The organism is Rothia sp. HMSC064F07 (assembly GCF_001837265.1).
Classification (GTDB): Bacteria; Actinomycetota; Actinomycetes; order Actinomycetales; family Micrococcaceae; genus Rothia; species Rothia mucilaginosa.
Map to the genome: position 1 here is coordinate 715,949 of NZ_KV831926.1, position 15,348 is coordinate 731,296.

The following is a 15,348-nucleotide window of genomic DNA, read 5'->3' on the forward strand; positions in this document are numbered from 1 at the left end:
TCACCTCAGCATTTCGCGTCCCAAAACCTCTCAACCCGGTCATATTTCGCCCCGAACTTCTACGAGGTTCTGCCCTTCTGCTGTACCTCTGAGATACTTAAAGGCAGTTATTTTCTCTAAACGTATGATGAGCGAGGAATTGTGTCTGAGTCGACCAATAACACCGCGCATCCCAAGCCGAAGAAGTCAACGCCTAAGCGTCGTAGCCCCCTGCGGGTGACGATTGCTGTGGTGGCGGTGCTCATTGCTGCTTTTGTGGGTGCGTCCCAGGTGTACACGGACTGGCTGTGGTTTGATCAGCTGGGTTATAGCACCGTGTTCACTACCCAGATTTTGTTGAAGGCAGCCGTGTTTGTGGTGGCTGCCGTGGTGATTGCTGTGCCGCTGTGGGCTTCGATGTCCTACGCGGTCCGTCATGCTGATGTGGCGCCGGCGTCCGAGAAGGAGCCGCAGGAGGCGCCGAACCCGAATCAGAGCGTGCCGACGAGCGGCACGGATGCTGCCGAGCAGATGCTGCGTGATGTGTTTGGTCAGCAGCGTGCTGAGGAGAGCATGCGCCGCTACCACGAGAGCGTGGATAAGGCGCGTAAGGTTCTGCTGATTGTGGTTCCGCTGCTGTTGGGTCTGTTCATTGCTTCAGCGACGATGACTCAGTGGAGCACCGTCGCGCTGTTCTTCAATCAGCAGTCCTTCGGTAAGACTGACCCGGAGTTTGGTCTGGATTACGGTTTCTTCCTGTTTGCGTTGCCATTCTTCCGTATGGTGGTGACTCTACTGACCTCTGCTGTGGTGCTGTCGGCGCTCGCGGGTCTGTTCATGCACTACTTCTACGGCGGTATTAAGGTTCAGCCCGGTGGTGTGAGCACTACCGTGGCGTTCCGCCGTCACGCTGCGATTGTGGTGGCTGTGTTTTTGCTGACTCGTGCGGTGAGCTTCTGGTTGGACCGCTATTCGTCGACTCAGCAGCAGGTGGGCCGCTGGGCTGGCGCAATGTACACGGATGTGAACTCGTCGATTCCGGTGAACGCTATTTTGGCGATTTCTGCTTTGCTGGTGGCGATCATGTTTGTGGTGGCTGCTTCGATGAATCGTTGGCGTCTGCCGCTGATTAGCACCGCGATGCTGGTGATTGTTGCCGTGGTTGCTGGCGGCCTGTACCCGTGGATTGTTCAGCGTTTCCAGGTGGTTCCGAATGAGCAGGGCGCTCAGTCAAAGTTCATTCAGCGCAATATTGATGCGACCCGTTACGCGTACGGTCTGGACAAGATTGAGACCACCCCGTATGACGCGACGATTGATACCCGCGCCGGTGCGTTGAGCTCTTCGAGCGCGACCATTGCGAATATCCGCCTGCTGGATCCGAATGTTGTGTCCTCGGCGTTTGCGCAGATGCAGCAGTTCCGCCCGTACTACCGTTTTGATTCGCAGCTGTCGGTGGACCGCTATGCGGTGGGTAACACCACGCAGGATACGGTGCTGGCGGCTCGTGAGCTGAACCCGGCGCAGACCAGCGGCGATTCTTGGTATAACCGCCACGTGGTGTACACCCACGGTTACGGTGTGATTGCCGCCTATGGTAACCAGGTGGATTCTGCGGGTAACCCGAAGTTCTTGCAGTCCGGTATTAAGGCGACCGGTACCCTGAGCGAGGATTACGAGCCGCGTATTTACTTCGGCACGAGCTCGCCGGAGTATTCGATTGTGGGCGGTAAGGGTGACACCCTGGAGCTGGACCGTCCGCTTTCTGCTGACGAAACCAACGCCTCCGATGCGAAGTACACCTTCACCGGTTACGGTGGTCCTCGCGTTGATTCGCTGCTGGCTCGCCTGTCCTACGCGATTAAGTTCCAGTCCTCTGACATTCTGCTGTCGGATGCGGTGCGTGAGGGCTCGCAGATTCTGTACGAACGTAACCCGCTGGATCGTGTGCGTAAGGTGGCGCCGTACCTGAGCGTGGATTCTAAGCCGTACCCGGCGATTGTGAATAATCGCGTGCAGTGGATTGTGGATGCTTACACCACGAGCGATCAGTTCCCCTACGCGCAGGGTAGCTCCCAGGATGCGGCAACCGCTGCGGGTGCTCAGCGTTCTAACTCGGTGAACTACATCCGTAACTCGGTGAAGGCTACCGTGGACGCGTACGACGGTTCGGTGACCCTGTACGCGTGGGATGAGGAGGATCCGGTGCTGAAGGCATGGCAGGGCGTTTTCCCTGGCACGGTGAAGAGCTACCGTGAGATGAACGCTTCGCTGATGAGCCACGTGCGTTACCCGACTGACATGTTCAATATTCAGCGCACCATGCTGAATAAGTACCACGTGACGAACGCGAATAGCTTCTACGCAGGTGACGATGTCTGGTCGATTCCGAATGACCCGACCAATGATCGTAACCAGCCGATTTCGCCCTACTACCTGTCCCTGCAGATGCCCGGCGATTCGCGCGCGCACTTCTCGTTGACGACCACGTTCATTCCTCAGCAGAGCGATTCGAACTCTCGTAACGTGATGTACGGCTTCCTTGCCGCTAATGGTGATGCCGGTACCGGTAAGGACGGCGAGCGTAGCCCCGACTACGGCAAGCTGCGTCTGCTGGAGTTGCCGCGTTCTTCGGTGGTTCCCGGCCCCGGCCAGGCTCAGAACATTTTCAACTCTGATGCTGAGGTGTCGAACCAGCTGAACCTGCTGCGCCGCGGTTCGTCCGAGGTTATTAACGGCAATATGCTGACTCTGCCGGTGGGCGGCGGCATGTTGTACGTTCAGCCGGTGTACGTGCAGTCGAGCGGTGACGCTAAGTACCCGCGTCTGCAGCGTGTGCTGGTGAGCTTCGGCGATAAGGTCGGTTTCGCTCCGACTCTGGAGGAGGCGCTGAACCAGGTGTTCGGCGGCTCCTCGGGCGCGAAGCTGGACGGTTCGGCGGCTAGCCCCTCGGCTTCTGCCTCCGGCTCCTCTGGTTCTTCGGGTGCTTCGACCGGAGGTTCTTCGGCTTCGCAGTCTTCGGAGCTGAAGCAGGCTCTGACGGATGCCTCGAAGGCGATGACCGATGCTGATGCGGCGATGAAGAAGGGCGACTGGGCTGCCTACGGTGAGGCTCAGAAGCGTCTGGAAGCAGCCGTGAAGAAGGCTCTGGAGGCTGAGGAGGCGCAGAACGCGGCTTCCGCTAAGGCTTCGGCAGCGCCCAGTGCCTCTGCGGCTCCGAGCGCCTCTGCAGCTCCCAGTGCCGCGGCTTCTGCAAGCGCCCCCGCAAGCGCGAAGCCCAGCGCCAGCGCCTCGGCTTCTCGCTAAGACTAAGAGGCTAAGCCTAAGAGACAGCGGGGGAGTAGCCCATACCGGATGCTCACGGGTCTAGCGTCCTCGCTCTAGATCCGGGGCCTGCACTGGATACGGCTCCTACCGACTAGCTCTAGCGGTCTCTGCGGGAACATCTCTGCGGGAACGGGGTGGAAGTGATTCACTTCCACCCCGTTCCTGTATGTTCTACCCCTGGCACTGCCCCGTAGCCCCTATTCCTACCCAACTGCTTTCTACCCAACAGCCCCTATTTTTGTGTGCTTGGTTACAAATCGCGTTTTTGGCTTGCATGCCCGGTTTGGGGTCTGTATAGTTGTATGAGTCGCCGCGGGGTGGAGCAGTTCGGTAGCTCGCCGGGCTCATAACCCGGAGGTCGCAGGTTCAAATCCTGTCCCCGCAACCAGAAAAACCCGGTATCTCAACGAAAAGTCGCTGAGATACCGGGTTTTGTTTTGCCCTGACGAGACCGAATCCCTATGTTATTCCCTACCTTTCAGCCAAACTCAGGCCCGTCGTCGAGGTGGGGGGAGGGGGGACTATCACCCAACATCGAGGACTATCATCCAACGCCCCTTCGGGGCGTATGACTATCTTCGCTCGTGCATGATCTCGTGGGAGGGAGGTTGCAGAGGAGGATTTTCACCGCCTAATCGGCGTTGATACCGGCTGTTTACCGCCTGAAAATGCAAAAGCGGTATAGCATTTTCCCTCGTATCTCAACCGAATCCCAACCCTTTACCGCCTTCACCGCCTAAAACCGAAAACTTTTATATATACACACGCATATGTAGGAAGATGAACACTCGCGTGTACACTTTTTAGAAATTAGGCGGTAGAGGCGGCAACACACCATGTTTTGACTGATATACCAACGTTTTCGATATACCGCTTAGCCTCAAACAGGCGGTAACTAAGCGGTGAAAGAGTAGCGTCCCGCATAGTGGTGTAACCGTGTGGTGATCGGCCCGTTGCTTGTGATGGGTGCGGTCACCGTGTGATCCTTCGAGAAAGCTCTTCTACTTCTGACTCGAAATGATTTGGAGGCACAACGATGACCGCTCCTCATATTATCGACCCTGCTGGCATGCTTGGCGAGGCGTTGTCCCAGGCATCCCCAGATTTGATGCGTTCCTTGCTCCAGCACGTCATTAACGCGTTGCTATCAGCGGACGCTGATGCGGTGTGCGGGGCCCAGTGGGGTCAACAAGATCCGCAGCGTCACACCAGGCGCAACGGGTATCGCTACCGGCCCCTGGACACCAGGGTCGGCACCATCGACGTGGCGATCCCCAAGCTGCGCTCAGGCACCTACTTCCCAGAATGGTTACTGCAACGGCGCAAACGCTGTGAAACCGCGTTGATCACAGTGGTCGCTGACTGCTACCTGGCAGGAGTATCCACGCGCCGTATGGACAAGCTCGTCAAAACCCTGGGGATCACAGGACTGTCCAAGTCCCAGGTCTCACGGATGGCAACAGACCTCGACGAACACGTGGACCAGTTCCGCAACCGGCCCCTCCACGATGCCGGGCCTTTCACCTTCGTCGCCGCTGACGCACTGACCATGAAAGTACGCGAAGGAGGACGCGTCGTCTCGTGCGCGGTTCTGGTTGCCACCGGAGTCAACAATGACGGACACCGCGAAGTGCTGGGGGTGCGCGTGTCCACCAGCGAGACCGCTCCAGCCTGGAAGGAGTTCTTCGCCGACCTGGTCGCCCGAGGCCTGACCGGCGTGCGCCTGGTCACCAGTGATGCCCATCTGGGCCTGGTTGAGGCCATCGCCGCCAACCTACCCGGAGCCACCTGGCAACGATGCCGTACCCACTACGCCGCTAATCTCATGTCCGTCACCCCCAAAGCACTATGGCCCGCTGTCAAAGCGATGCTGCACTCGGTGTATGACCAGCCCGACGCGGCATCGGTCAACGCTCAATACGACCGGCTCTTGGACTACGTCCACGACAAGCTCCCCGCCGTGTGTGATCACCTCGATCAAGCCAGGGCAGACGTCCTCGCGTTCGCGTCCTTCCCCACCGGGGTGTGGACCCAGATCTGGTCCAACAACCCCAACGAACGCCTCAACCGCGAAATCCGCCGCCGCACCGACACCGTGGGAATCTTCCCCAACCGACAAGCAATCATCCGCCTAGTCGGAGCCGTCCTCGCCGAACAAAACGACGAATGGGCCGAAGGCCGACGCTACCTCAGCCTCGACATCCTCACCAAATCACGACTCACACCACAACCCACCGGGCAGGAGGACACCCCACTCCAACTCAGCGCATAACCCAACCCGAAGGACACAAAACGATTACACCACTCCACAGGACTTGACCTGAGCAAGAGCACGTTCTACAATTGACGCATAAGTTCAAGGAGGTTCGTATGACCGCTTACGACCACTCGTCGGGGTACACCTACGGCACCGATGCCGTCCCCACGTCTCCGCTCACACTCGAGGATCTACGCCAGATTGAGGCCGCCGCGCACGTCCAGCCCGGTGACGCAGAGCTGCTCGCGCGAGCAGAACCCATCCTGGCGCCGCATGCCATGGAAATGGTCGACACGTGGCGCGGGATTTTGGCTCAAAAGACCTACCTGGCAGCACATTCCGCGCATCCGGATGGACAGCCGAACCCCGAGTACGCGCAGGCGTCAAAGCCCCGATTCGCCCAGTGGATCATCGACATGTGCACGCGCGAGCGGGATCAGGCGTGGTTGGACTACCAGTACCTGATCGGAGCTCGACACATGACCGCGGCGAAGAACGCGGCGGATGGGGCGGACTCGACGCCATTCGTGCCTCTGCGCTACGTGCTCGCCTTCATCGCGCCGACTGTGGAGGTCGGGCACCGTCTCCTGGCGGAGGGCTTCGAGGGCGCAGAACTGGACGCTGTCCGTGACGCGTGGACTCGCGCTGTGACTGTCGCCGTGACAGTGTGGGCGTATGCCTACCGCGATCACCCCGAGCAATTCTGATCCGGCGCTCGCCACCTACGACTCCCCCATCGGCCGCCTCACGCTTGATAGCGGTGTATTCGTCTTTCGCACTCTCTGACTGCTCTCCCTGGAAGCCTCAGTGGCTTCCAGGGAGAGCTTTCTTTCTGGGTTATAGGACACTACGTGTTGCTGGTTGGGTGACTTTTCGGCTTTCTGGTGCGGGAAAGTCACTCTTTCAGTTGGTCGTGTTTGCCTCGTTCCTGTGAATACTGCATCGTGCTCTGTGTGTGGCTGCCCCATGATCCGTCACGGTAAGAAGTCAACAGGAGGTCCTTTGAAGATCGCGGTGGTAGAAGTCCGCTCATCATCAAGGACCTCGACCTCTACCCACAACCCCCGACCAATACCTGGTCACCCACACTCAACTCGGAAGAGCCGGAAATAGCCTTCGTGATAGCGGAATAAAACGAAGGTGTGGAACTTGCAAGGACCGATCTCAAACTGGGATTCGATAGAACAGTTTAGCAAACGCTGACTTCGCTTTGCCGTCACTTGGAAACCTATCCGTTGGAAGTGCAGCTATCCTCACATACGCTTTTCCAAGTGAAGTATAGCTATGCACGTTTCACCGACGTTAGTAAAAACCCCGAACTTATCGCAGCCAACAGAAACCCGGTAGAAAATATATAGGAGCCAAAGGTGGCGCCTTTTAAAATCCAAGTCGTGGGAACGACAGCAAACAAGATCGGTGAGTTCGCAAAATCACCTGTGCTAATCGGAAGACCTGCCACCACAAAAAAGATGATAACAATCCATGAAACTAATGAAGTAGTCCAAAGCCGAAGCGCAAAACAGGCCAGAGTTAGCACAACCGAAGAGAAAACAAGTACTAAAGCAGTATGACTCGACAGTCGCTCATTAACAAGCTCGCCAATGATAGAGACATAAAGCAGACTCAAACAAAGGTTAACTACTTGTGCGAGAAGCAGCGATTTAGCAATGAACCGGAGCAGAACTTTATCGTGAATACTAAACGAGACGTACGAGGCAGGGACCTTAGCATGCGACAAAGCTAGACCTGCCGTGGCAATTGGGAGCATGATGAGTAACGCGGATTGCGCTACGGCAATGGTATTTCCATAACGGAGAAACAGCAGCGGAAGAACTAGTGCACCGAGATAAGCGATCGTGACCCAACGAATGATTGCAATTCGCTCGATAGAACACAAAGACTTCATTTTCTTACTGCTCCTTTACTTCGAAACCTAGCCACAAGAACATAGGTAATAATTAGGATTGGTACCGGGATAAGCGCAGAGAAACCGAAATTTGATTGCTCCTGGATATCTACGAACGAGATTGCGGTACCATTGAGATTCAGCCCTACGGAGTGGAGGGCGTTTGATATGTATGGGGTAGCATTGTCAGCTAGGTTACCGGGTAGCACTATCCAGAAGTACAGAAGAACACCTGAAATTACCGCGGCAGTCGGAGGTTTTGAGAGACTTTCTAATGTCGAGTAGATCAGAGCAATTAGTATACTTTGGAAGGTAAGAAAGCAAAGCAGGGTTGCTAGCCCAGAGTGCATTTTCGAACCAGACAAAACCATTGTTAGATCGAATAGCAGCACACTAAGTAGGTTTACAAGAACTATTGAAAGTGTTCGACAGATGGTGCGTAGGACGCTAGGCAACCAGGCAATGTATACCTGCTGAGGCAAACCCCCGTAGTGGACCTTGGAAACCCTAGCATCAAGTATAAAGAGTAATGCGAGGGAAATTAGTGGCTGCGTTCCAGTAAAGAAGAAGCTGTATCCCCCTGTTATTGGAGTTCCGCTTGCCTCACTTGAAATCCATGCACCGAGGAATAGTGACGCCATTGAGCCCAAGATAGCCGCGAGAAAATACCAGATGTTCCAATAGTAAGTAAGCAAAGCACGGATAGCTGAAGTAATTCGCATGGTCCTACCCCCGGTGATATAGGTCCGCGAGATTCACGCCGTTGAGGTCGGGGATATGCAAAGCTTTGCCGTTACGAACTACGACACACTCATCCGGGACGCCTTGAATCTCATGGAGGAGGTGCGTTGATATTACAACGCAGTTCCCTTCGTCCCGATAACGACGAAGCGTCGCAGACAAGGAGATCATGCCATCTGGATCCAAACCATTCTGTGGCTCATCAAGGAACAAAAATCTTGGTCTAGATAATAAAGCAAGACAAAGCTCCAGCCGTTCCTTCATGCCGGTCGAGTAGTCCTTGGCTTTCCGCCCGTGGGCAGCGCGGACGATGCCCACACTATCCAAGGCCGACTCAGGATCAACATCCAGACCCCAGAATGCCGCGACGACCTGTACATTTTGTTTACCGCTCAGATACGGAAAGTAGCTTGGATGGTCGATTGCAGCTGACATTTCGCTAATGTCTGTCTGATCGTATCTAATGTGGCCACTTACTGGTTTTATCCGACCAAGGAGCGTTTTCATTAAGGTGGTTTTACCTGCCCCATTTGGTCCAAGGAGGCAGATTATCCTGCCAGTATTTAGCTGCAAGTTAATGCCGCTCACTACTGGGGAATTCTTGTACCCAACCGACAAATCAGTTACCGATATAGCTGGCATGGCCTACCTTTCAAAGAAAACGGCCCTGGAGGTAAGGCCTAGGATGCCTTCCCTCCAGGGCCGACTGCTGCGACAAAGCTACTAACCACTTGCAGCCAACAGAGATGCCGCAGCCGTTAGCACACTGGGCAGTGAAGCATGCAATGCCACCCGTCGGGCACCCAGGGGCGCACAGGAACTTCGAGGTGATGTGAGGACAAACAGCTTCCTCAACCTCTTCAACACGGGTGTCAAGGTCAACGGTGACCACGACTTCTCCAAGCTCTCAGAATCTGAACATATTCAGGTAACAGAAAGTTACCCGCACTGCTATGATACAACGATGCAAGATTAGTAGGGGCAACTTTCAGAATGTTCAGATCTGACTATGATTTAGCCTAATTACTTTAGACTGTTGATCAGACCGAGAACACGGCGCTGATACTCTCAACAACGCTCTCGCCTTTGCGCACCGTTCCATCGAGCCGCTCAGCGTTCTTGTTGATAGGCCGAGAGTGATCGACCTCGACGCGAGGCTTGCCCAGTTTGATGCCCGTTCCAATCATAGGTTTCACCATCCTTCTCACCTCCTTCCTCACCTGAGTTCCTCGTAGATCCATCGGCTCACCCGCAAGACTGCCCAGATGAACAACGATGCCCCACCGAGCGTCGCAGCAGCGATCAACATCTTCTGCCACCACAGCGAGGCCGCTGTGAACGAGGCCCATGCCCAGCCAAAGAGAGGACCAATGCCGAACATGCTCATAACGCCCCACACGAGGCCACCCACGAGCAAGAGCGAGGCGAACAGCGGTAGCACAGCAATGGCAACTTTTCCGACCGTCGTCCAAGGTATGCGCCCCTCCAGGGACTCCAGATGGCGCTCGTTGCGCTCTAGGGACGCAAACACCTTGTTAGCCTTGTCTGAGACCTCAGCGACCTTCTGAGCGGTTTCAGCGACCTTCTGAGCGCCAATATCAGCAACGCGCTGCTCATACCCATCGAGAGTGCTCTCAATGCGCTGAACGCGCTCCTCCACCGCTGCTGCATCGACCTAACCCTGCTCCAAATGGCCACAGGGCTGCGCGTAAGCGAAGCAAGAACTCTCATGTGGGACGACATCATCACCGACGACCAAAACCGCCCAGCGTGCATTATTCGGGCTGAAAACGCCAAGACAGGCACCACCCGCGTCGCGGCTCTCGTCGAGCCTGCGGTCTATGAGCACCTTACCCGTAGACGAGATGAAGTCGGTGGAGCCTACGTTGTGGGCGCACCGCTCAACCCAGACACCGAGTGGGACAGATACAACGCTCAGAAGGCTCTCAAGGCGTTCTATAAGGATCTGGCTCGCGACTGCGGAGTGCCTCTGCTGGAGACCCACCGCACCCACGTCTGGAGAACCACCCTCAACACCATGTACCGCACGGACGTAGACGCGCTACTGCGTGCTCGAACGCTCGGCCACTCGGTCGATGTGAACGCACAGGCATACTCAGACCTGTCAGACCTCACAACGCTGTACGAGGCAGCCCGAGCACGGCGTAGGGAGGAAAGGTAGTCCCTACCTTATTCCCTATCTTTCGTGAGGATATGCCGGTAACTTCAAGTATCTTTAGGGAAGGATAAGGGGACGGTTACCGCACAATATCAACGATTACTTGGCTGTATCTCACTGTTTCATTAAAAAGAGATGCAGACCCCGGAGGTCGCAGGTTCAAATCCTGTCCCCGCAACGGATAACTCCCGATAGCTTAGCTATCGGGAGTTTTTTTATTCCCTAAAACCCGTACTCCCGCCGACCTGTCTCCTTCTGCTGTCCTCCCGTCACCTTCCGACCGCCGGTCTGCCTTCTTTCGCCACCTTCCTGCACCTTTCCTGTCGGCGACCTGTCTTCATTTGCCGCCTACTTTTCTTCTTCTTGTGCTACCTTTCTGCCGCCTGCTGGGCGGCTTTCTTTATATCTCCTGCCTCTCCGTATCTCCTGCCTTCTGTAATCTGCGGAGGGGGTCTTCTGAACCTTGTCGGGGCGGTGCTTCGGGGAGACTGATGGGGGGGGCAGCCTGCTGCCCCTTCCGGGGTGCTTGAGGTGGATCTTTCGGCCTCTCGAAACCCCTCTTGAAACCTCCTCACGGAATTTCATAGAACCGTCGTGAAAGTACCCTGGACTGGTTTCGGAACGTCTCCCGATGCGTCTTTCGAGGTATTCCTCAGTCCGTCTATCGGGGCTTCAAGCGGGTGTGCCCATGGGGGTGGTGGAGTCACTTCCGAGCGGTTGCTGGAGGGTGGTTACGCCTTCTTGAGACGCTGCTTTTGAGCTCCTTGAAAGGGGATCTGAAAGGGGTCCTGAAGGGGGCTCTGGGGAGGGTTTCAATAGCCTGATGAGGGCTCCGAAAGGATACCTGATTGGGGGACTGTCGAGAGGGCTATTTTTGCCTCAAAGTGCATGCTCAAAGTGGAATATGCGAAAGGTGTCTATATTCCGGGCTTGGAAATCACTCGTTTTGCCCCGGAATTCCGCGGTTTTTGGAAGAAAATGGTCTTCGAGTGCAACAATTCACTCTGAAAGTGATTGTAGTCACATATAAAACATTCAAGTTAATTGTAGGGTTTTCTGAAACCCTTTCAAAAAACGCTCAAAAACCCCGGAAAATCAAGGAAAAATAGCTCATTCAACCTCTACTTGAGGGTGATTAAAGTTAAGCTAGAAGTTGAGAAAAAGCTCTTGTTAAGATTGAGTCTTGTTCGATACCCAAAAATAGCCCCAAAAAACCGCTGGAAAAGGCTTTTTGACCTGGTAGCTTTGAGTACGTGGTCACCGCGGTCCGCCGCGTAGCTCTCCGGATCCACACCGCACCCCTCCATCACATGAGGACATCCCCGCAACACACATGGGGATGGTTGATGGAAGCGTCTCGTGCGGCGTCACATCCGCGGGCCGACCGCCTATAGGCTTCTCACCTATAGGCCACCTATCACTCAACCACTCACGGGCGTTCACGCCCCAGAAACACCAACAACGAGGACAACCCCATGGCACTTCGCCCCCGCACTATTAAGGCTGGCTCTCTCGCAGCCATCGCTGTACCCTCCGTGCTCGGTAGCACCCTGGTAGCACCCGCTTCCGCTTTTGCACCCGTCGTTCAGGACATCCCCGGCGCAGCTACCGCAACCCAGGCTCCGAAGTCTCTGTTCACCTCCACCGTGCAGCCGACCCTCTCTCAGGTTGCTGTGCAGATCCGTCAGCAGGCTGAACAGGTAAAGCAGGCGCAACAGGCTCCCGCAACGACCGCGGTTCAGCCCATCCAGAAGACTTACACTGCACAGGCTGTTCAGCCCGCACAGGCAACCCAGCAGGCTGCTCCCTCGGCTACCTTCCAGTCCGCACAGGCTGCGCAGGCTACCCAGGCTGCACAGCCTTCCGCTCAGCCCGCGCAGACCGCACAGGATGCTCAGTCGGCATCCGGTGTGGCGGCAACCCGCACCAACCAGACTTTCCTGTCGTACACCTCCCCGGCGGGTACTACTTCGCAGTACCACGTTTACGCTGAGGGTGTGGACTTCTCCAAGCCCGTTGGTGTGGTCTTCTACTTCGACGGCGACTACTGGCGTAACGACCAGTCCAAGGTCTACGACCCCTCCGGTGAACTGGCTCAGATGGCTGCATCCGCAGCGGCACAGAACATGCTCTTCGTGCCCGTCATCTCCCCGGACACCAACCGTTACGATGCTGGCGTGAGCTGGTGGGAAGACATGGAGCGTAACGGCGAGTTCTTCCGTTCCTTCGCTTCCTCCTTCATCGCGGCTAACGGCGTGGACTCCTCCAACGTGTGGACCATGGGCTACTCCGGTGGCGCTGAGTTCATCACCTACGAGCTGAACACCAAGCCCCAGACCTGGCGCAATGGCGGCGGCTCCATTATGGTCGCTGGCGGCGGCCTGGACGAGGGTACCCCCTCGGCTGCGCTGAAGTCCCAGCCCATGTTCTGGTACGCAAACTCGAACGACGGTACCGGTGAGACCTACCCGCAGACCTGGAGTGCACGAGGCGCCGTTGAGGGCGGCTACGACGCCTACCTGGCTGCTGGCTACACCAATGCTTCCGCGACCGTTCTGAACGGCTCGGGCCACTTCGACTACAACTTCTCGCAGATTCTGAGCAACTCGCTCTCCAAGGGCAAGGCAACCGCCGCTCCCAAGGTCGAGCAGAAGGCTGAGCAGAAGTCTGAGCAGAAGCAGAACACTCAGCGTGCCCGCACCATGAGCTCCGCAACCTACCAGAGCTACACCTCCCCGGCGGGCACCACCTCCCAGTACCACGTGTACGCGAACAACCTGGACTACTCCAAGCCCGTTGGCGTGGTCTTCTACTTCGACGGTGACTACTGGCAGCGTGACGAGTCCAAGGTCTACACCCCCGACGAGGGCATGCTCGCGGCGATGGGCAAGATTGCTAACGCCCGCAACATGGTCTTCGTACCGATTATCTCCCCGGACACCAACGCATCCGGCAACGGCATCACCTGGTGGGAAGACATGGACGCTAATGGCGAGTTCTTCCGCTCCTTCGCGAAGTCCTTCGTTAGCCAGAACAACCTGGACGCTTCCCAGGTGTGGACCATGGGCTACTCCGGCGGCGCTGAGTTCATCACCTACGAGCTGACCGACCACAACACCTCCTGGCGTAACGGCGGTGGCTCCATCATGGTCGCTGGCGGCGACTCGGACGGCTCCGTGGACGCTGATGCAACCACCAAGGCATCCCCGATGTACTGGTGGGTTGGCGCGAAGGACACCTCTGGTAACACCTACCCCGTCACCTGGAGCGCACGAGGCGCAGTCGAGTCCGGCTACAACGCATACCTGAGCGCAGGCTTCTCCAACGCCCGCGTGAAGCTGATCGACGGCTTCAGCCACCACGACTACGATCTGCCGCACATCCTGGCGTCCTCCCTGGACTTCGCGGGTAAGACCCCCGCGCTGGGCTACCGCGACCTGTCCGACTCGGACCCGAACTACAACGAGATCAGCTGGAACTCTGATAAGCGCATCATGCTCGGCTTCGCGGACGGTACTTTCCGCCCGAACGCATCGGTCAACCGTGCGCAGCTGGCAACCTACCTGTACCGCGTGGCTGGCCGCCCCGCAGTGAACGCACCGGCTGTTTCGCCGTTCAGCGACGTTCCGGTCAACCACCCCGCGTACAAGGAGATTTTCTGGCTGAGCCAGCAGGGCATCAGCGGTAGCGACTTCCGCCCCCTGGAAGCCGTCACCGAGTCCACCATGGCTGAGTTCATGTACCGTGCAGCTGGCTCCCCGGCACAGGCTCAGGGCGGCTACGCGTCCCAGGCTCTGGCGTGGGCTGCCTCCAACGGCATCGGTACCGGCTCCACCTCCTCGGCAGCCATCACCCGTGACGCTATGGCAGGCTACCTGTACATCTACGCTAACTAAGGCGCACGGCCCCTAACGCATAAAGAACCGCCCCGCTCCTGAAATTCAGGAACGGGGCGGTTCTTTCTATAGGTTTAGCTCAAGAAGCTATACGCTAGACCAAGCTTAGAAGATCCTAGGCTTAGAGGGTCTGGGTGGGGGATTCCACAGCCAGGGGAGCCGGAGCTGCCGGAGCGTTCTTTGCCTTCAGAGCAGCCAGGCGAGCGTCCAGCTCGGTGTCGCGCTCCATCTGGTCCAGGGTGTTGAACTGTGCGTCCAGGGAGGAAGCTGCCAGCTCCTGCTGACCGATGACGCGTGCCTCTTCGCGGCGAACCTTCTCTTCGAAGCGGCTCATCTCGCTGGTCGGGTCCAGAACGTCGAACGCCTTCAGAGCGTCGTTCACCTGGGTCTGAGCTGCTGCAGTCTTCTGACGTGCGGTCAGCTCATCGCGCTTGTACTTGACCTCTTCAAGCTTGGAGCGCATCTTCTCCAGGCCGTCCTTGAGCTGGTTGACAACCTGAGTCTGAGAAGCCAGCTGAGGCTCAACAGCCTGCGCAGCCTTCTCAGCCAGCAGCTGCTTGTTCAGAGCAATCTTCGCGAGGTTATCGAACTTGTCAGCGTTGGCAACGTCGCCAGCTGCGCGGAACTCATCAGCCTTGTTAGAAGCTGCCAGAGCCTTGGTGCCCCACTCCTGAGCGGTCTTGACGTCCTCAGCGTGGTCCTTCTCGAGCAGACGCAGGTTGCCGATGGTCTGTGCTACTGCAGCCTCCGCCTCGCGGATGTTGTTGGTGTAGTCACGAACCATCTGGTCCAGCATCTTCTCCGGGTCCTCAGCTGCATCAATCAGAGCGTTGATGTTTGCCTTAGCGAGCTGTGCAATACGGCCGAAGATGGTCTGCTTAGCCATAATCTCCTACTTTCTGTTCACGGGCTGCGGGGGAGCACTACGCTCCTCGTGAGCCGTGCCCGTATAACTAATTATGTGGCAGATTTCTGGGTGCATGCTGTGAAAATGATGCACGCCTGATTTCTGCAACCTAAACTTTTGGTAAATTACCTCAGGTGTTTTCCGACTGGGGAAGAA

At 56.8% G+C, this 15,348-nt stretch carries 10 protein-coding genes and 1 tRNA gene; 6 read left to right on the forward strand and 5 right to left on the reverse strand.

Annotated elements, in window-relative coordinates:
- The first annotated feature begins 141 nt into the window (after positions 1-141).
- The 4 genes from HMPREF2712_RS05425 to HMPREF2712_RS05440 all read left to right on the forward strand — a co-directional run bounded on the left by HMPREF2712_RS05425 (position 142) and on the right by HMPREF2712_RS05440 (position 6,270).
- Positions 142-3,285 carry a UPF0182 family membrane protein gene (locus tag HMPREF2712_RS05425; protein ID WP_070819466.1) on the forward strand — a complete coding sequence of 1,048 codons (3,144 nt, stop codon included), beginning with the start codon at positions 142-144 and terminating at the stop codon, positions 3,283-3,285.
- Between the two features lie 332 nt (positions 3,286-3,617).
- Positions 3,618-3,694 (forward strand) — tRNA-Met (locus HMPREF2712_RS05430).
- Between the two features lie 648 nt (positions 3,695-4,342).
- On the forward strand, positions 4,343-5,578 hold the full coding sequence (locus tag HMPREF2712_RS05435) for an IS256 family transposase (RefSeq protein WP_005505322.1): 1,236 nt from the start codon (positions 4,343-4,345) through the stop codon (positions 5,576-5,578).
- 98 nt (positions 5,579-5,676) lie between these two features.
- Complete coding sequence (locus tag HMPREF2712_RS05440) at positions 5,677-6,270, forward strand: protoglobin domain-containing protein (RefSeq protein ID WP_005505324.1); 594 nt, start codon at positions 5,677-5,679, stop codon at positions 6,268-6,270.
- Between the two features lie 575 nt (positions 6,271-6,845).
- Here HMPREF2712_RS05440 and HMPREF2712_RS05445 read toward each other — a convergent pair.
- The 4 genes from HMPREF2712_RS05445 to HMPREF2712_RS05460 all read right to left on the reverse strand — a co-directional run bounded on the left by HMPREF2712_RS05445 (position 6,846) and on the right by HMPREF2712_RS05460 (position 9,870).
- On the reverse strand, positions 6,846-7,469 hold the full coding sequence (locus tag HMPREF2712_RS05445; protein WP_005505326.1) for a hypothetical protein: 624 nt from the start codon (positions 7,467-7,469) through the stop codon (positions 6,846-6,848).
- A 726-nt stretch (positions 7,470-8,195) separates the two neighbouring features.
- Positions 8,196-8,798, reverse strand: coding sequence for an ABC transporter ATP-binding protein (locus HMPREF2712_RS05450; RefSeq protein ID WP_239663304.1), 603 nt, complete (start codon positions 8,796-8,798; stop codon positions 8,196-8,198).
- Between the two features lie 64 nt (positions 8,799-8,862).
- Positions 8,863-9,102, reverse strand: coding sequence for a gallidermin/nisin family lantibiotic (locus tag HMPREF2712_RS09250; RefSeq protein WP_005505332.1), 240 nt, complete (start codon positions 9,100-9,102; stop codon positions 8,863-8,865).
- Positions 9,103-9,426: 324 nt separating this feature from the next.
- Positions 9,427-9,870: a hypothetical protein gene (locus HMPREF2712_RS05460; protein ID WP_070684968.1), complete on the reverse strand. Its 444-nt coding sequence runs from the start codon at positions 9,868-9,870 to the stop codon at positions 9,427-9,429.
- A 9-nt stretch (positions 9,871-9,879) separates the two neighbouring features.
- Here HMPREF2712_RS05460 and HMPREF2712_RS05465 point away from each other — a divergent pair, with 9 nt between their 5' ends.
- Together HMPREF2712_RS05465 and HMPREF2712_RS05470 are read left to right on the forward strand one after the other, a co-directional pair.
- Positions 9,880-10,392, forward strand: a complete 513-nt coding sequence (locus HMPREF2712_RS05465; RefSeq protein WP_369825424.1) for a site-specific integrase — start codon at positions 9,880-9,882, stop codon at positions 10,390-10,392.
- A gap of 1,472 nt (positions 10,393-11,864) precedes the next feature.
- A complete protein-coding gene (locus tag HMPREF2712_RS05470) occupies positions 11,865-14,285 on the forward strand; it encodes an S-layer homology domain-containing protein (protein ID WP_070819467.1) in 2,421 nt (806 codons plus the stop codon).
- A gap of 121 nt (positions 14,286-14,406) precedes the next feature.
- On the opposite strand, the gene HMPREF2712_RS05475 is transcribed toward HMPREF2712_RS05470, so the two are convergent.
- Positions 14,407-15,171: a PspA/IM30 family protein gene (locus tag HMPREF2712_RS05475; protein ID WP_070543768.1), complete on the reverse strand. Its 765-nt coding sequence runs from the start codon at positions 15,169-15,171 to the stop codon at positions 14,407-14,409.
- Between the last annotated feature and the right edge of the window lie 177 nt (positions 15,172-15,348).

Coding starts and splice junctions, on each gene's coding strand:
- HMPREF2712_RS05435 (WP_005505322.1), top strand. CDS start 4,343: ATGACCGCTCCTCATATTATCGACCCTGCTGGCATGCTTGGCGAGGCG.
- HMPREF2712_RS05440 (WP_005505324.1), top strand. CDS start 5,677: ATGACCGCTTACGACCACTCGTCGGGGTACACCTACGGCACCGATGCC.
- HMPREF2712_RS05475 (WP_070543768.1), bottom strand. CDS start 15,171: ATGGCTAAGCAGACCATCTTCGGCCGTATTGCACAGCTCGCTAAGGCA.
- HMPREF2712_RS05470 (WP_070819467.1), top strand. CDS start 11,865: ATGGCACTTCGCCCCCGCACTATTAAGGCTGGCTCTCTCGCAGCCATC.
- HMPREF2712_RS05445 (WP_005505326.1), bottom strand. CDS start 7,469: ATGAAGTCTTTGTGTTCTATCGAGCGAATTGCAATCATTCGTTGGGTC.